The sequence below is a fragment of the Streptomyces barringtoniae genome (assembly GCF_020819595.1).
In the GTDB taxonomy this organism is placed as follows: domain Bacteria; phylum Actinomycetota; class Actinomycetes; order Streptomycetales; family Streptomycetaceae; genus Streptomyces; species Streptomyces barringtoniae.
Genome location: NZ_JAJHNP010000006.1, coordinates 82,036 through 98,765 on the forward strand (window position 1 = coordinate 82,036; position 16,730 = coordinate 98,765).

At 71.0% G+C, this 16,730-nt stretch carries 11 protein-coding genes; 5 read left to right on the plus strand and 6 right to left on the minus strand.

Translation table 11 applies throughout. From position 1 onward, the window contains the following. Positions 1-348: 348 nt before the first annotated feature. The 5 genes from LMU33_RS11935 to LMU33_RS11955 all read right to left on the minus strand — a co-directional run bounded on the left by LMU33_RS11935 (position 349) and on the right by LMU33_RS11955 (position 7,084). Positions 349-1,725, minus strand: a complete 1,377-nt coding sequence (locus tag LMU33_RS11935; protein WP_228620479.1) for an alpha-amylase — start codon at positions 1,723-1,725, stop codon at positions 349-351. 170 nt (positions 1,726-1,895) lie between these two features. Continuing rightward, positions 1,896-3,581, minus strand: a complete 1,686-nt coding sequence (locus LMU33_RS11940) for a glycoside hydrolase family 13 protein (RefSeq protein WP_228619897.1) — start codon at positions 3,579-3,581, stop codon at positions 1,896-1,898. Between the two features lie 200 nt (positions 3,582-3,781). After that, entirely contained in the window at positions 3,782-4,684 is a 903-nt protein-coding gene (locus LMU33_RS11945) for a sugar ABC transporter permease (protein ID WP_228619898.1), read from the minus strand. 19 nt (positions 4,685-4,703) lie between these two features. Further along, the gene (locus tag LMU33_RS11950) at positions 4,704-5,708 is read right to left on the minus strand and encodes a carbohydrate ABC transporter permease (RefSeq protein ID WP_228619900.1); all 1,005 of its coding nucleotides are present in this window, start codon (positions 5,706-5,708) and stop codon (positions 4,704-4,706) included. Positions 5,709-5,809: 101 nt separating this feature from the next. Continuing rightward, on the minus strand, positions 5,810-7,084 hold the full coding sequence (locus tag LMU33_RS11955; RefSeq protein WP_228619902.1) for an extracellular solute-binding protein: 1,275 nt from the start codon (positions 7,082-7,084) through the stop codon (positions 5,810-5,812). A 383-nt stretch (positions 7,085-7,467) separates the two neighbouring features. Between LMU33_RS11955 and LMU33_RS11960 the strand changes: the two genes are divergently transcribed. Then, complete coding sequence (locus LMU33_RS11960) at positions 7,468-8,502, plus strand: LacI family DNA-binding transcriptional regulator (RefSeq protein ID WP_228619903.1); 1,035 nt, start codon at positions 7,468-7,470, stop codon at positions 8,500-8,502. A 68-nt stretch (positions 8,503-8,570) separates the two neighbouring features. Continuing rightward, positions 8,571-9,446 (plus strand): phosphatase PAP2 family protein, encoded by an 876-nt coding sequence (locus LMU33_RS11965; RefSeq protein ID WP_228619905.1) that lies wholly within the window; start codon positions 8,571-8,573, stop codon positions 9,444-9,446. Positions 9,447-9,459: 13 nt separating this feature from the next. Here the strand turns inward: LMU33_RS11965 and LMU33_RS11970 are convergent, their stop codons facing one another. Next, positions 9,460-12,459, minus strand: a complete 3,000-nt coding sequence (locus LMU33_RS11970) for a bifunctional [glutamine synthetase] adenylyltransferase/[glutamine synthetase]-adenylyl-L-tyrosine phosphorylase (RefSeq protein ID WP_228619907.1) — start codon at positions 12,457-12,459, stop codon at positions 9,460-9,462. 1,072 nt (positions 12,460-13,531) lie between these two features. Between LMU33_RS11970 and LMU33_RS11975 the strand changes: the two genes are divergently transcribed. The 3 genes from LMU33_RS11975 to LMU33_RS11985 are packed head-to-tail and all read left to right on the plus strand — an operon-like array spanning position 13,532 to position 16,696. Next, on the plus strand, positions 13,532-14,419 hold the full coding sequence (locus LMU33_RS11975; protein ID WP_228619908.1) for an alkaline phosphatase family protein: 888 nt from the start codon (positions 13,532-13,534) through the stop codon (positions 14,417-14,419). A gap of 1 nt (position 14,420) precedes the next feature. Beyond that, on the plus strand, positions 14,421-15,680 hold the full coding sequence (locus LMU33_RS11980) for an MFS transporter (RefSeq protein ID WP_228619910.1): 1,260 nt from the start codon (positions 14,421-14,423) through the stop codon (positions 15,678-15,680). After that, positions 15,677-16,696 carry a TolB family protein gene (locus tag LMU33_RS11985; protein ID WP_228619912.1) on the plus strand — a complete coding sequence of 340 codons (1,020 nt, stop codon included), beginning with the start codon at positions 15,677-15,679 and terminating at the stop codon, positions 16,694-16,696. The genes LMU33_RS11980 and LMU33_RS11985 overlap by 4 nt, the downstream gene beginning before the upstream one ends. Positions 16,697-16,730 lie beyond the last annotated feature (34 nt).

Consider the following 16,730-nt stretch of genomic DNA (forward strand, 5'->3'; position numbering starts at 1 on the left):
GCCGCGAACTCGGTGTCTTTCGTGACGAACCACGACACCGAACGCAACGGCCTCCACCTCTCCTACAAGTGGTCGACGCCCACGGTGGGCTGCGCCGACGCGGGCGGCGGCTCCGGCGACACGGTGCACGCCGCCTTACACGAGGACGCGTCCACCACCTCCGGCACGAACGTGTACATCGTCGGATCCATCGCGGCCCTGGGCGGCCACGACCGACGCCATCCCGCTGTCCTCGGCCTCGTACCCCAATTGGAGCAGGGACCTGGGAGTCCGGGACGAACCGCTCGTACACGACGGGCAGTTCGTCCGGCTACACGACGAGCGACACCTGGAAGTAGCCCTGCGGGCTCAGCAGCTCGACTTCCCGGCGTAGATCGCCAGCGCCGTGTTCGAGCCCAAGGTGGCGGTGAACTGCCCACTGGAGTTCACCGTCACCGTCGTGTTGTTCTGGACGTTGCAGTACGTGCCCGCGGGCAGTGACGTCTGGTACGTCCTGGTCAGGCTGCCGGACTCGTGGTTGATCGCCACATAGCCCTTGCCGCCCCGGCCGAACGCGATCGCGTTGTTGCCGTCGTCCCACCAGTCGGAGACCGCCTGGCCGCGGGTCGCGTTGCGGAAGGCGACCATGCGGATGATCTCCGGCCAGGCGTGCTGGCACTTCCAGCCGTCCTGCCAGCAGGCGTTGACCTGACCGCCGTTGGGCGGGCCGGCGTCCGCGTCGGACCACTCGTAGCCGGAGTTGATGTCGGGAGCACCGTAGGGCCAGGCGAGCATGAAGACGTTGGCCAGGGTGTAGTTGGCGCCGTCCTTGTAGTTCAGGGTCGAGCCGTTGCGCTCGGTGTCGTGGTTGTCGACGAAGACGCCGGCCACCGAGCTGCTGAGGTAGCCCCAGCCCTCGCCGAAGTTGGTGAGGTAGGCCAGCTTCTCGTTGTTGAAGACGCGCTTGAGGTCGTATGCGTAGCGGAACTCCTGGACGTCTCCGTTGCCGGTGTACTCGGAGGGCTGGACGGCCTCGTTCGCGCCGTAGATGACCTCCTGCTTCCAGTAGACGGAGGGGTTGGTGAGGCGGGACTTGATGTTCGCCAGGTCGTCCGCCGGGATGTGCTTGGCCGCGTCGATGCGGAAGCCGTCGGCGCCCAGGGAGAGCAGGTCGTTCATGTATCCGGCGATGGTCTTGCGGACGTACTCTTCGCCGGTGTCCAGGTCGGCCAGGCCGACGAGTTCGCAGTGCTGGACGTTCCAGCGGTCCTGGTAGTTGGTGACCTGGGAGGTGCAGTCGTCGAAGTCGGGGTACGAGTACAGGCCCGGATAGTCGTACTTGCTGTACGCCGAGCCGCCGGTACCGGTGCCGCTGCCCGCCGACATGTGGTTGACGACGGTGTCGACGACGACCTTCAGGCCGGCCGCGTGACAGGTGTCGATCATGTTCTTGAAGGCGGTCCGGTCACCGAGCCGGCCCGCGATCCGGTACGACACCGGCTGGTACGACGTCCACCACTGCGAGCCCTGTATGTGCTCGGCGGGCGGGGAGACCTGGACATAGCCGTACCCGGCGGGGCCGAGGGTGGTGGTGCACTCGCGGGCCACCGAGGCGTAGTTCCACTCGAAGAGGACGGCGGTGACGTCCTTGGTGCCGGGCGGGGAGGCGTCGGCGGTGGTCGGGTTCATGCCAACCAGAGCGGCGGCCGTGAGGGCGGCCACCGCGGGGAGGGTTCTGCGTGCCATGTGTCTGCGTGCCATGTGGGGGTCCTTCGTCCTTGAAGGCTGGGGAAAGACCGCTGAAGGCGCTTGCTGCAATGTTTCAGCAAACTTGCGGTGACGCAGATGTTAAAGGCCCGCTGCCTGAAAGGCAGCGGGCCGTTGTGAAGTTGATGCAAGAACTTGTCGACGGGCTGTCAGGCCGTCGTGAACCACACCGTCGTGTCGGCGGGCACCTTGGTCTCGTCGTCGGCCTCGGTCACCTCACCACTGGCGAGCAGCACACGGCCGTACGCCGGGGTCGCCACCGACTCCCCCGTGGTGTTCGCGACGCAGACGAACTCCCCGCGCCGGAAGGCCAGGACGCCCTCGGGCGCCCGCAGCCACTCCACCGCGTCGCCCGCGCCCAGGTCGGGCTGGGTCCGGCGGACGGTCAGGGCCGTGCGGTACAGCTCCAGCGTCGAGCCGGGGACACCCGTCTGCGCCTCCACACTCAGCTCGCCCCAGCTCGCGGGCTGCGGGAGCCAGCTGCCGCCGCTGCCGAAGCCGTACGACGAGCCCTCGCGGGCCCACGGGATCGGCACCCGGCAGCCGTCGCGGAAGCCGTCCTGGCCGGCGCCTCGGAAGTACGCCGGGTCCTGGCGCACCTCGTCGGGCAGGTCGACCACGTCCGGCAGGCCCAGTTCCTCGCCCTGGTAGATGTACGCCGACCCGGGCAGCGCCAGCATGAGGAGCGTGGCGGCGCGGGCGCGGCGCAGGCCCAGTTCGCGGTCGCCCGCCGTGCGGATCTGGGTGCCGAGGCCGGGCGGGTTGGCGAAGCGGGTGGCGTGCCGGGTGACGTCGTGGTTGGACAGCACCCAGGTGGCGGGTGCGCCGACCGGGCGCATGGCCTCCAGGGTGCGATCGATGACCGTACGGAGTTCGGCCGCGTCCCACTCCGTGCTCAGGTACTGGAAGTTGAAGGCCTGGTGCAGCTCGTCCGGGCGGACGTAGTTGGCGGTGCGCTCGACGGTCGGGGTCCAGGCCTCCGCCACGAAGATGCGCTCACCGGCGTATTCGTCGAGGATGCGGCGCCACTGGCGGTAGATCGCGTGGACGCCGTCCTGGTCGAAGAACGGCATGACATCGCTGCCCAGCAGTTTGAGCTGGTCGTGGGAGCCGAGGTCGGGCAGGCCGTCGGCCTTGACCAGGCCGTGCGCCACGTCGATGCGGAAGCCGTCCACGCCCATGTCCAGCCAGAAGCGCAGGATGGAGCGGAACTCGTCGCCGACGGCCGGGTGGTCCCAGTTGAAGTCGGGCTGCTCGGGAGCGAAGAGATGCAGGTACCACTCGCCGGGGGTGCCGTTAGGCTCGGTGACGCGCGTCCAGGCGGGGCCGCCGAAGATGGACTCCCAGTCGTTGGGCGGGAGTTCGCCGTTCTTCCCCTTGCCGGGGCGGAAGTGGTAGCGCTCGCGCAGCGGGGAGCCGGGGCCCTCGGCGAGGGCGCGCTTGAACCACTCGTGCTGGTCGGAGGAGTGGTTCGGCACGAGGTCGACGATGATCCTCAGTCCCAGCTCGTGGGCGTCGCGGATCAGCGCGTCGGCGTCGAGCAGGTTGCCGAACATCGGGTCGACGGCGCGGTAGTCGGCGACGTCGTAGCCCGCGTCGGCCTGCGGGGAGGCGTAGAAGGGGCTGAGCCACACGGCGTCGACGCCGAGGTCGCGCAGGTACGGCAGGCGGGAGCGTACGCCTTCCAGGTCGCCCATGCCGTCGCCGTTGCTGTCGGCGAAGCTGCGCGGATAGACCTGGTAGATGACCGCGTCCCGCCACCAGTCGCGGCGGCGGTCGGCGACGGCTGCGACGGTGGAGTGGTGGGCCGGTGCGGCAGGGTGCTGCTGGCTCATGGCGTCCTTGGTGTGATGGGGGTCCCCCCGCGCGAGCGCAGCCGAGCGTGGGGGAGGTGTTCGGGTCATGGGCGCGTGGGCGCGACGGCGGATGCGGGTGGGCCGGGGGGGTGCGAGGCGGCCGCGGTGACAGCGGGGTCGGATGGACACCGCGGCCGCCTGCCCGCGCGGTGAGGCGCGCGGGAGTCCCGGGGCGGGCGTCAGCCCTTGGTGCCGCCGGCGGTGAGGCCGGTGACGAGGTTCTTCTGCACGAGGTAGAAGAACACCGACACGGGTATCGCGATCAGCACCGCAGTGGCGGCCATGTAGTTCCACTGGGCGTCGTGCTCGCTGACGAAGGTCTGCAGACCGACGGCGAAGGTGTACTTGGAGTCGTCCAGCATGAAGGTGGTCGCGAAGGCGACCTCGCCGACGGCGGTGATGAAGTTGTAGAACGCGGCGACGGCCAGGCCCGGGCGGGCCAGCGGCAGGATCAGCCGGAAGAAGGTGCCGAAGGGGCTCAGTCCGTCGACACGTCCGGCCTCGTCGATCTCGAAGGGGATGGTGTCGAAGTACCCCTTGAGCAGCCAGGCGCTGTACGGCACGGCGGTGGTGCAGTTGATGACGATCAGCGCCCAGTAGGTGTCGATGAGATCGAGCTGGCTGAAGATCTCGTACATCGGCACGATCAGGATGGCGATCGGGAAGGCCTGGGTGAGCAGCAGGACCCACATCAGCTGCTTGTAGCCGGGGAAGCGCATCCGGGAGACCGCGTAGCCGGTGGTGGCGGCCACGAAGACACCGATCAGGGTGGTGCCGCCGGCCACGATCATCGTCGACTTGAACCAGTCGAAGAAGCCGGTGTGCTCCAGCACGAAGCTGTAGTTGGAGAAGCTGAGCTTGCCCAGGATCTTGCCCGGGTGCAGGTAGTCGTCCTTCTCGGGGCCGAGTGACAGGAAGATCAGCCAGGCCACCGGGGCGAGTGCGATCAGGCTCGCGAGGGCGAGGCCGCCGTGCAGGAGGGCGGCGCCGAGCGGGCCGCGTTCGCCGCGGCGGGTCCGGCGCGGGGGCTGCGCGGCGGGGGCCGGCCCGGCCTCGGTCTTTTCGAGGGTCGTGGTGCTCATGGTGGTGGCTCCTGCGGCGTCAGACGGCGAGCTGGTCATTGCGCTTCAGCCAGCGGAAGTAGAAGGAGGTGAAGACGGTGATGATCGACAGCAGCAGTACGCCGTACGCGGCGGACTGGGCGAAGTCGCGCGGCTGCTGACCGAAGCCCAGGAAGTAGGCCCAGGTGACGAGGATCTGGGCGTCCGGGGCGCTGGTCGGGCCGAACAGCAGGAAGATGATGGCGAACTGGTTGAAGGTCCAGATGATGCCGAGGAGTACGACCGTGGAGCTGACCGAGCGCAGGCCCGGCAGGGTGACGTGCCGGAAGCGCTGCCAGGCGCTCGCGCCGTCCATCTCGGCGGCCTCGTAGAGCGAGGAGTCGATGGACTGCAGTCCGCCGAGCAGCGAGAGCATCATGAACGGCACACCGCACCAGGTGTTGACCATGATCGCGGCGAAGCGCTGACAGAAGGTGTCCTCCAGCCACTGCGGCTGGGGCATGTGGAGCGCGTGCAGGATCTGGTTGATCACTCCGGAGTCGGCGAGCATGATCCGCCAGGAGAAGACGGTGACGAAGGTCGGCACGGCCCAGGGCAGGACCAGCAGCACCCGGTAGAAGGTGCGGCCGCGCAGCTTCTCGTTGAGCATGAGCGCGAGGCACAGGCCGATGGTGTAGTGCAGCGCCACGCACGCGGCCGTCCAGACGACCGTCCACAGGAAGTGCGACCAGAACCGGTCGTAGGACAGCGGGCCGAACAGGATGTCCTTGTAGTTGCCGAACCCGATGAACTTGTAGGTCGCCGGGATGTGGTTGACGCCGATGGTGCGCGCCGAGTTGAGGCTGTTGGCGTCGGTGAGCGTGAGGTAGACGCCGCGGAGCAGCGGATAGCCCACGATCACGGCGAGTACGACGACCACCGGGGCGATCATCGCGTAGGCGTACCAGTACTTCTGGTAGCCGTTCTTGATGCGCTGCCCCAGCCCGGGCCGAGGCGCGCGGTCACCGCGGCGCTTGCCGGTCGCGCGGTCGATGGCGACTGTCATGGTTCGACACCTTCAAAACGATCAGGGGTTGGGCCGGGCACAGGGCGGTGGCCGCCGGATCCTTCCCCTCCTTACGAGAGGATCCGACGGCCACCCGGGCGTCACTTGCTGAAGTCGGGCACCAGCTTGGCGATGGCGACCTCGGCGTTGCTCAGGCCCTTGTCCAGGGACTCCTTGCCGCCGGCGACCTTCGGCAGCTCGGTGTCGAGCGGACCCCACAGGGAGCTGTACTCGGGCAGCGCCGGGCGGGGCTGGGCGGCGGGCAGGACGGACTGGAAGCCGGCGATGCCGGGGTCGGCCTTGACCTGCGCGGTGTAGGCGTCCTCACGGGTGGGCAGGGTGGAGTTCTTCAGGGCGATGGTCTCCTGGGAGGCCGCCGAGGTCATGAACTTCACGAACTTCAGCGCCGCGTCCTGGTGGGACTTGTCGGAGCCGGCGTAGACCGCGAGGTTGTGGCCGCCGGTCGGGGCGCCCGCCTTGCCGCTGGAGCCGGCCGGGACGGTGGCGATGCCGAGGTTGGACTTGTCCGTGAAGGCGCTGCCCTTGTAGAAGTTCGTGATCTCCCAGGGGCCCTGGATGATCGCGGCGACCTTGCCGTTGACGAACGCGTCCTGGATGTGGGCGTAGGCGTCGGCGGTGGTGTCGGCCTTGTGCAGGCCCTTGCCGGAGAACGTGCTCAGCCACGTGCCGTAGGCCTTCTTGGCGGCGGCCGAGTCGACGGTGATCTTCTTGGCGGTGGCGTCGACGGTGTCGGTGCCCTCGCCGTAGAGGAAGGTCTGCGCGTAGTAGGCCTGGGTGGAGCCCCAGTAGCCGAACTGTCCGGTCTTGGCCTGGATCTTGGCGGCGTCGGACTTCAGCTCGTCCCAGGTCTTGGGCGCCTCGGCGATGCCGGCCTTCTTGAACAGGGCCTTGTTGTAGACGAGGGCGAGGGTGTCGGTGACCAGCGGCACGCCGTAGGTCTTGCCCTGGTACTGGGCCTGCTGGATCAGGTTGGGCCGGAACTTGGCCTGGTCGGCGAGGGCCTCGGTGCCGTCCAGCGGCAGGAAGTAGCCCTTCTTGGCGAAGGCCGGGGTCCAGCCGACCTCGGAGCGCAGCACGTCCGGGGCGCCCTTGGAGCCGGCGGCGGTGTCGAACTTGTTCTGCGCCTGGTCGAAGGGGACGTTGACGTACTTGACCTTGATGTTCTTGTTGGCGGCCTCGAACTGCTTGATCAGGGCCTGGTACGTCGGCGCCTCGTTCGTGGCGTTGGAGGTGTCCCACCAGGTGATGGTCACCGGGCCGCCGGCCTTGCCGCTGTCGCTGTTACCGCCGCCGCAGGCCGTCGCCGCGAGGGCGAGGGACGCCACCAGCGCGGAGGCCGCTATGCCACGCCGCATGAGTTCTCCTTGAGGGTTTAAGCCCGAGTGAGGCAGGGGCGGTTCCCGTCCGCCGTCCCTGCGGTCTTGCCGACAGCGCCGTTGCGGCGGCCGGGCGACCAGGAACGTAACAGCGTTGTAAGCGTTGCGAAAGACCTTGCAGAAAAAAAGTGCAAGGGAACACGATGGTTACCCGCTCGTGACCGGCGCTCGACCCCGTCGCAACCGTGTATTGGGGCCGGTGGGGCGGTGACGGCGGCACTTGTGCAAGACTCTGCAAGCTCTTGCCACCATGAATTCGAGGGAGCGCGATGAGGCAGCAACCCACGGCGGGCCGTTCGGCTGCCCGTGCCCGGCGTCCGGCCGGTGGGCAAGGCGACATACGACCGGTACAGTCCGGTGCCGTGACCACACGGCTTGCCGACATCGCTGCGCAGGCGGGGGTGAGCGAAGCGACCGTCAGCCGGGTCCTCAACGGCAAGCCGGGCGTCGCCGCCACCACCCGCCAGTCCGTGCTGGCCGCACTGGACGTCCTGGGCTACGAGCGCCCGGTCCGGCTGCGGCAGCGCAGCGAGGGGCTGGTCGGGCTGATCACGCCGGAGCTGGAGAACCCGATATTCCCGGCCCTGGCCCAGGTCATCGGCCAGGCGCTGACCCGGCAGGGCTACACGCCGGTGCTCGCCACCCAGACTCCCGGCGGCTCGACCGAGGACGAGCTGACCGAGATGCTGGTGGACCGCGGCGTCGCGGGGATCATCTATGTCTCCGGGCTGCACGCCGACACCACCGCCGACATGCAGCGCTATGAGCGGCTGCGGGCGCAGGGCGTGCCGTTCGTGCTGGTGGACGGGTTCTCGCCGAAGGTGCAGGCGCCGTTCATCTCCCCCGACGACCGGGCCGCGATGACGCTCGCGGTGACCCACCTGGTGTCGCTGGGCCACACCCGGATCGGGCTGGCGCTCGGGCCGAAGCGGTTCGTGCCGGTGCAGCGCAAGATCGAGGGCTTCGTGCGGGCGGTGCAGGACCAGTTGGGGCTCGCCGCCGAGGTGGTCGAGACCGAGCTGATCCAGCACTCGCTGTACACCCTGGAGGGCGGTCAGGCCGCCGCGACGGCACTGATCGAGCGGGACTGCACGGCCGTGGTGTGCGCGAGCGACATGATGGCGCTCGGTGCCATACGGGCGGCCCGGCAGCGGGGTCTGGAAGTGCCCCGGGACGTGTCGGTGGTCGGCTTCGACGACTCCCCGCTGATCGCTTTCACCGACCCGCCGCTGACCACCGTCCGCAAGCCGGTGCCCGCGATGGGACAGGCCGCGGTGCGCACGTTGCTGGAGGAGATCGGCGGGACGCCCGCGCCGCACAGCGAGTTCGTGTTCATGCCGGAGCTGGTGGTGCGCGGTTCGACCGCTTCGGCACCGAATGTCGTCCGTACGTCGTAGAAGGTGCGTCCCGGACCCGACCTTGGGATGATCGGTCGAAGACGCCTTTTCTGGCAGACTTGATGCCTATGAGTGACTCGACCGTGACGCAGCCGGAAGGTCGCGAGGAGGTGGCCGTTCCGCAGGCCGTCACGGGCGAGGACAGGCGGACTCCGCTGGGCCGGTTGCGGCGCCCGCGCCGGCCCCGGCTCTGGTTCGAGATCCTTCTGATCGCGGTGAGTTACTGGACGTACTCGCTGATCCGCAACGCCGTCCCGGAGCAGCGGGGCAAGGCGCTGCGCAACGCCGACTGGATCTGGAGCGCCGAGCACCATCTGGGCATCGCCCTCGAACAATCCGTCAACCATGCGCTGAACTCGGTGACTTGGCTGATCATCGGGATGAACTACTACTACGCCACCTTGCACTTCATCGTCACGATCGGGGTGCTGGTGTGGTTGTACCGGTGGCATCCGGGGCGTTACGCGGCGGCGCGGCTGGCGCTGTTCGCGACGACGGGTGTGGCCCTGCTCGGTTACTATCTGTTTCCGCTCGCGCCGCCCCGGTTGATGCGCGGCGGGCACTTCGTGGACACCGTGATGGTGCACCACACCTGGGGCTCGATGGCCTCCGGCGATCTGAAGCACATGTCGAACCAGTACGCGGCGATGCCGTCGATGCACATCGGCTGGTCGCTGTGGTGCGGGCTGACGGTCTTCGCGCTGGCGTCCGTGCCGTGGGTGCGGGTGCTGGGCCTGCTCTACCCGGCGGCCACCCTGCTGGTCATCGTTGCCACGGCCAACCACTTCTGGCTGGACGCGGTGGGCGGAGTGCTCTGCCTGGCCTTCGGCTTCACGGTGGCACGGATGTGGTACGGCGCGCTGCCGTACGCCCTGCCCAGGGTGGTCCCGGCCCGCAGGCACGAGCCGGAGCCCGCGGCGGTCCGGGCCGTCCGGGCGCCGTAGCACCGGCCGGTCGTCACCCTCCGTTGCCGTAGAACAGCTCCTCGACCACTGTGCGTGCCCTGCGGGTGGTACGGCGGTAGGCGTCCAGCATGTCGCCGGCGTGTCCGGCGCCGTAACCCAGGTAGCGGCCCACGGCGGCCAGCTCGCGCGGCTCGGTGGGGAAGGTGTCCCCGGCCCGGCCGCGCACCAGCATCACCGCGTTGCGCACCCGCGTCGCCAGCACCCAGGCCTCGTCCAGGATCTCCGCCTCCTCGGCGGACAGCAGTCCGGCCTCGCGGGCGGCGGCCAGCGCGTCCCGGGTGCGGGTGGTGCGCAGGCCGGGCCGGTCCCAGCCGTGCCGGAGCTGGAAGAGCTGGACGGTCCACTCGACGTCGGACAGCCCGCCCGGGCCGAGCTTGGTGTGCAGCTTGGGGTCGGCGCCGCGCGGCAGGCGCTCGGACTCCATACGGGCCTTCAGCCGGCGGATCTCCCGTACGGCGTCCTCTTCGAGGCCGTGGGCCGGGTAGCGCAGGGGGTCGATCAGCTCGGTGAAGCGGCGGCCCAGCTCCTCGTCCCCGGCGACCGGCTCGGCCCGCAGCAGCGCCTGGGACTCCCAGACCAGGGACCAGCGGCGGTAGTACGCCTCGTACGACTTCAGGGTGCGCACCGGCGGGCCCGACTTGCCCTCCGGGCGCAGGTCGGCGTCGATGAGCAGCGGCGGGTCGGCGCTGGGCAGCTGGAGCAGGCGGCGCATCTCGGCGACGACCTTGTTCGCGGCCGCGGCCGCCTCGTGCTCGTCCACGCCGTCCTGCGGCTCGTGCACGAAGACGACGTCCGCGTCGGAGCCGTAGCCCAGCTCGTGACCGCCGAAACGCCCCATCCCTATGATCGCGAACCGGGTGGGCAGCGTGTCGCCCCAGCCGTCCCGGACCACCGCGCGCAGGGTGCCCGCGAGGGTGGCGGCGGTGAGGTCGGAGACCGCCGCGCCGACCCGGTCCACCAGGGCGCCCTGGTCGGCCTCGGCGGGGTTGGTCTCGGTGCCGTAGGAGCCGACGATGTCGGCGGCGGCGATGCGGAACAGCTCGCGGCGGCGCACGCCGCGGGCCGCGGTGACGCCCTGCTCGGCGTTCTCGGCGCGGCCCACGGCGGCCAGGATCTCCTGCTCCAGGTGGGCGCGCCCGCGGGGTTCGAGGCCGCCGCCGTCGCCGTCGCCCAGCAGGGCCACCGCCTCGGGGGCGCGCATGAGGAGGTCGGGGGCGAGGCGGCCCGCCGAGAGCACGCGGGCCAGGTTTTCCGCGGCCGCCCCCTCGTCCCGGAGCAGGCGCAGGTACCAGGGCGTCTTGCCGAGCGCGTCGGAGACCTTGCGGAAGTTCAGCAGGCCCGCGTCCGGGTTCGCCGAGTCGGCGAACCAGCCGAGCAGGACGGGGAGCAGGGTGCGCTGGATCGCCGCCTTGCGGGTCACTCCGGAGGCCAGGGCCTCCAGGTGGCGCAGGGCGGCGGCGGGGTCGGCGTAGCCGAGGGCGACGAGGCGCTCGCGCGCCGCCTCGGGGCTCAGGCGGGCCTCGCCGGGGGCGAGTTGGGCGACCGCGTCGAGCAGCGGGCGGTAGAAGAGCTTCTCGTGGAGCCTGCGTACGACGCCGGTGTGCCGCTTCCACTCCCGGATCAGCTCGGCCACCGGGTCGGTGCGCAGGCCGAGGGAGCGGCCGAGGCGCCGCTGGTCCTCCTCGGCGACCGGAACGAGGTGGGTGCGGCGCAGGCGGTAGAGCTGGATGCGGTGCTCCATCGAGCGCAGGAAGCGGTACGCCTCGTCCAGGCGGGCGGCGTCCTCACGGCCGACGTAGCCTCCGGCGGCCAGCGCCTGCAGGGCGTCCAGGGTGGTGCCGCTGCGCAGGCTCTGGTCGGTGCGGCCGTGCACCAACTGCAGGAGCTGGACGGCGAATTCGACGTCGCGCAGGCCGCCGGGGCCGAGTTTGAGCTCTCGCTCGATCTCGGAGGCGGGGATGTTCTCCACCACGCGGCGGCGCATCTTCTGGACGTCCGTCACGAAGTTGTCGCGCTCGGCCGCCTTCCAGACCAGGGGTTCGAGTGCGTCCGCGTACGCCTGGCCGAGGTCCGCGTCGCCCGCCACCGGGCGGGCCTTGAGCAGGGCCTGGAACTCCCAGGTCTTCGCCCAGCGTTGGTAGTAGGCGAGGTGGGAGGAGAGGGTGCGGACCAGGGGGCCGTTGCGGCCCTCGGGGCGGAGGTTGGCGTCCACCGGCCAGATGGAGCCCTCCACGGTGGTCTCCGAGCAGATCCGCATGAGGTGGGAGGCGAGGCGGGTGGCGGCGGTGAGCGCCTTGGCCTCGGTGGTGCCGTCGGCTGCCTCGGCCACGAAGATCACGTCCACGTCGGAGACGTAGTTCAGTTCGTGGCCGCCGCACTTGCCCATCGCGATCACCGCGAGGCGGCAGGCGGCGGCGTCCCCGGGGGCGTGCGCCCGCGCGATGGCCAGGGCGGCGCGGAGGGTGGCGGTGGCGAGGTCGGCGAGTTCGGCGGCGGTTTCGGCGACGTCCGTGGTGCCGCAGACGTCGCGGGCGGCGATGGAGAGCAGACAGCGGCGGTAGGCGACGCGGAGGGAGACGGGGTCGGCGGCCTCGGCCAGGCCGCGCTCGAACTCCTCGACGCCGGGGTGCAGGTCGCGGGGCTCGTAGGTGACGAGGGCGTGCCAGTCGCTGGGGTGGCGGGCCAGGTGGTCGGTGAGGGCGGCGGAGGCACCGAGGACACCGAGGAGGCGGTCGCGCAGCGGCTTGGCCGCGATGAGGGTGTCCAGCAGTTCGCGGTGGGCCGTCTGGCCGTCCTGGGCCTCCAGGAGGCGGACCAGGCCGTGCAGGGCGAGGTCGGGGTCGGCGGTGGCGCCCAGGGCCTCCAGGAGGACGGGGTCGTCGCGGACGGGGGCGAGTTCCGGGCCGTCCAGGAGGCGCTCTGCGGCGGAGGGGTCGGTGAAGCCGTGTCGGAGCAGGCGGGTGAAGGTACTGCTTCTGCGCCCCGGCGTCATCTCCGTGCCTCCCCTTGGGTGCGGCTGCGTGCGTCTGCGTGCGTCTCGGATCGGAATCGTCCTGGCCAGAGCCTAACCGGAGGGGGGCGGGGTGGCTTGGGGTGCGGGGGCCTGCGGGGCGGGAGGGGGTTCGGGTGCGGGGCCCTGCGGGGCAGGGGGTTCGGTACGGAGCCCCTGCGGGGCGGGAGGGGGTTCGGTGCGGAGCCCCTGCGGGGCAGGAGGGGGTTCGGTGCGGAGCCCCTGCGGGTGCATGGGCTCTGCCGGGAGGGGGCGGGTTCGGGTGCGTGGTGCCCTGCCGGGTGCGTGGGCCCTGCCTGGCGGTGGGCCCTGCCGGGCGGGGGTGGGTGCTCGGGTCGCTGCGGGTGGGGGCCACTGCCTGCGGCGGTCCGGACGGGTGCGCAGTGCCATGCCGGTGCGTGGGCCCTGCCGGGCGGGGGGGGACGGGTGCGTGGGTGCTTGCGGGTGCGTGAAACCTGCGCGACGGATTCGGGGCGCGTGGGCCCCTGCCGGTGCGGTGGGCCCTGCCGGGCGGGGGGGGCGGGGGGCCTGTGCGACGGGTGGGGATTCGGGTGCGCGGCCCCTGCGGGCAGGAGGGGATTCGGTGCGGAGCCCCTGCGGGTGCATGGGCTCTGCCGGGCGGGGTTGGGGTGCGTGGTGCCGTGCCGGTGCCTGGGCCCTGCCGGGCGGGGGTCCGGTTCGGTGCGCAGTGCCATGCCGGTGCGTGGGCCCTGCCGGGCGGGGGGACGGGTGCGTGGGTGCTTGCGGGTGCGTGAAACCTGCGGGACGGATTCGGGGCGCGTGGGCGCGTGCCGGTGCGGTGGGCCCTGCCGGGCGGGGGGGGTACTCGGGACGCTGCGGGTGGGGGGCACTGCCTGTGGCAGTCCGGGCGGGTGCGTCGTGGCTTGGGTTGCGCCCCCTGCGGGCTGTGCGTCGGTCTGCCGTGCGCGGCTGCGGTCAGTAGTTCATCCGCTCTTCACCCTTTCGGTTGGGTGACGTGCGGCGTGGGAATGTTGGCGTGTGCATGCTCTGTCCGCACCGCCAGCCCCGTCCCACCCCCACACCGGAGGTTGATGTGTCCGGCAGTTCCGTGTACCGCCGTACCCGTACCGTCGTGGCATCCGCAGCGGCTCTCGCCGCGGCCGCGTTCGGGCTGTGGACCGGGATCGGCGCAGAGTCCGCGCACGCCGCGGGCGCCGTGCCGAGCCCGGACCACGTGGTCGTCGTGGTCTTCGAGAACCACGCGTACAGCCAGGTCATCGGCTCCTCCCGCGCCCCGTACATCAACTCGCTGAAGTCGGGCGGTGCCAACCTGACGCAGTCGTACGCCGAGACCCACCCGAGCCAGCCGAACTACTACGCGATGTTCTCCGGCGACACCCAGGGCATCACGGACGACAGTTGTGTCACGCCCGGTTTCTCCTCGGCGCCCAACCTGGCGTCCGAGGTGATCGACGCCGGCCGTACCTGGGCCAGCTACAACGAGGATCTGCCCAGCCAGGGCGACACCACGTGCAGCAGCGGCGACTACGCCCAGAAGCACAACCCGTGGTTCGGGTTCAGCAACGTGCCGACGGACAGCGCCATGACGTTCGACCAGTTCCCGACGGACTACTCGACGCTGCCCCAGATGTCGTACGTGGTCCCCAACCTGTGCAGCGACATGCACGACTGCTCGGTGTCCACCGGTGACACCTGGCTGAAGAACAACCTGGGTGCCTACGCGACCTGGGCCAAGACCCACAACAGCCTGCTCGTCGTCACCTTCGACGAGGACAACCGGCTGAGCGGGAACCGGATTCCGACCGTGCTGTACGGGCAGCCGGTGACGGCCGGGTCGTCCAGCTCGGCCACGTACAACCACTACGACCTGCTGCGCACCCTCGAGGACAGCCAGGGGCTGACCTCGCACGCGGGCAACGCGGCCTCCGCCAAGGACATCACCGGCATCTGGGCGTCCTGACGTGTACGTAGCGGACAGCCGCGCGAGCACGCCGGCGTCCGCGGACGGTGCCGTCCGGCCAGTGGCCGGGCGGCGCCGTGCCGCGATCGCCCCCACCGTGCTCGCGCTCGGAACGGTCAGTCTGGTGACCGACGTGTCGTCCGAGATGGTCACGGCCGTGCTGCCGCTGTACCTGGTCAGCGGCCTGGGTCTGTCGCCGCTGGGCTTCGGGCTGCTGGACGGTGTGTACAACGGCTTCTCTGCGGTCGTACGGCTGGTGGGCGGGCATCTCGCCGATCGCGGCGGCGGGCGGCACAAGTGGGTCGCCGGGTTCGGGTACGCGGTGTCGGCCGTGTGCAAGCCGCTGTTGCTGGTCGCGCACTCCCTGACCCCGATCGGGCTCGTCCTGGCCGCCGACCGCACGGGGAAGGGGCTGCGGACTGCGCCCCGGGACGCCCTCATCTCGCTGTCCAGTACGGCGCGGTCGCGGGGGCGGGCCTTCGGAGTGCACCGGGCCATGGACACGGCGGGTGCGCTGCTCGGGCCGCTGGTGGCCTTCCTGATCCTGCGGGCCACGGTGGACGGCTACGACGCGGTGTTCACCGTCAGCTTCTGTGTCGCGGTGCTGGGCGTGCTGATCCTGCTTCTGTTCGTGCCCGGCGGGCGCGGTGGCGTGGTCGCGGACGAGCGGCCCACCCTGCGGGGAGCGGTGGGGCTGTTGCGGCGGCGCGGACTGCGGCGGATCGCGGTGTGCGCACTGCTGCTGGGTCTGGCCACGGTCAGCGACTCGTTCGTCTATCTGCTGCTGCAGCGCCGCCTCGGCGTCCCGGACCGCTGGTTCGCGCTGCTGCCGCTCGGTACGGCCGCCTCCTTCCTGCTGCTGGCGGTGCCGCTCGGGCGGCTCGCGGACCGGGTGGGCCGGTGGGCGGTCTTCGTCGGCGGGCACGGTGCCCTGCTGGTCGCGTACGCGTTGCTGCTCACGGCGTGGCACGGCTCGGCCCTGCCGTACGTCGTGCTCGCCCTGCACGGCGCCTTCTACGCGGCCACCGACGGGGTGCTGATGGCGGCGGCCTCGGACGGGGTGCCGGAGGCGCTGCGCTCGTCGGGGCTGGCCCTCGTGCAGACCGGGCAGGCCGCGGCCCGGTTCGCCTGCAGTCTGCTGTTCGGCGCCGCCTGGACGGTGTGGGGCGACCGGGCGGCGCTGGCGGGCGCGGCGGTGGCGCTGACCGCGTGTGCCGCCTTCTCCCTCGCCCTGCGCCCGAAGGGGACGGTGCCCGCATGACCGTACGCAACCGCGTCCTGATCCTGGTCGCCGCCGTCGCCGTGCTCGCGGTGGTGGGGGTGGCGTCCGTGCTGCACGCCTCGGCCCGGGCCGACCGCCGCAACCAGGCGCAGGCGGGCGGTCCTCGGGTCACGGCGGGGGCGGTGACGCTGGCCGGGCACGGGCGGATGGTGTTCCGGAACATGGCGTGGGGGCCGCACCGGGACGAGCTCGTCGGCGTTCCGGCCGGCGATCCGTCGGGGGCACGGACGGCGTCCGGCGTCAAGTGCCTGCGTTTTTACGCCGCTTCGGGGACGGGTGTGTGTCTGCAGGCCGTGCACGGGCCGGTGTCGGACACCTATCGCGCGCTGATCCTGGACGCCCGGTTGCGGACCGTGCACCGGTACGACGTCCCGGGCATCCCGTCGCGTGCCCGGGTCTCGCCGACAGGTCACTTCGCCGCCTGGACGGCGTTCGTGGGCGGTGACTCGTACGCCGGGACGAACTTCTCCACGCGTGCGGCGATCGTGGACACGAGGAGCGGTCGGCTGATCCCGTCCCTGGAGGCCTTCCGGATCGTCAAGGACGGGCGCACGTACCACGCGGCGGACGCCAACTTCTGGGGCGTGACGTTCGCGGCGGACGATCGTACGTTCTACGCGACGCTCGCGACCGGGGGCAGCACGTATCTGGTCCGGGGCGACCTGCTCGCCCGTACGGTCACCACCGTGCACGCGAACGTCGAGTGCCCGTCCCTCTCGCCCGACGGCACGCGGATCGCCTACAAGAAGCGGGTCGAGGGCCTGCCCAAGGACGCCCCCTGGCAGCTGTACGTCCTGGACCTGCGCACCCTGCGGGAGACTCCGCTGGCCGAGCGCAGGAGCGTGGACGACCAGGTGGTGTGGCGCGATGCCCGCACGGTCGTGTACGCGCTGCCCGGTGACTACGGCGCCGATCTGTACGAGGTTCCGGCGGACGGCTCGGGGGCGGCGCGGCGGATCACCACGGCCGCGGTGTCACCGGCGTACGTCGGATAACCGCACCACCGCCAGCCCGCGTGACCTGGGCGGA

What these genes read in the sequence shown, in the direction of transcription:
- LMU33_RS11950 (WP_228619900.1), bottom strand. Translation starts at nt 5,708, where the DNA reads ATGACAGTCGCCATCGACCGCGCGACCGGCAAGCGCCGCGGTGACCGC.
- LMU33_RS11935 (WP_228620479.1), bottom strand. Translation starts at nt 1,725, where the DNA reads ATGGCACGCAGAACCCTCCCCGCGGTGGCCGCCCTCACGGCCGCCGCT.
- LMU33_RS11945 (WP_228619898.1), bottom strand. Translation starts at nt 4,684, where the DNA reads ATGAGCACCACGACCCTCGAAAAGACCGAGGCCGGGCCGGCCCCCGCC.
- LMU33_RS11965 (WP_228619905.1), top strand. Translation starts at nt 8,571, where the DNA reads ATGAGTGACTCGACCGTGACGCAGCCGGAAGGTCGCGAGGAGGTGGCC.
- LMU33_RS11940 (WP_228619897.1), bottom strand. Translation starts at nt 3,581, where the DNA reads ATGAGCCAGCAGCACCCTGCCGCACCGGCCCACCACTCCACCGTCGCA.
- LMU33_RS11985 (WP_228619912.1), top strand. Translation starts at nt 15,677, where the DNA reads ATGACCGTACGCAACCGCGTCCTGATCCTGGTCGCCGCCGTCGCCGTG.
- LMU33_RS11970 (WP_228619907.1), bottom strand. Translation starts at nt 12,459, where the DNA reads ATGACGCCGGGGCGCAGAAGCAGTACCTTCACCCGCCTGCTCCGACAC.
- LMU33_RS11955 (WP_228619902.1), bottom strand. Translation starts at nt 7,084, where the DNA reads ATGCGGCGTGGCATAGCGGCCTCCGCGCTGGTGGCGTCCCTCGCCCTC.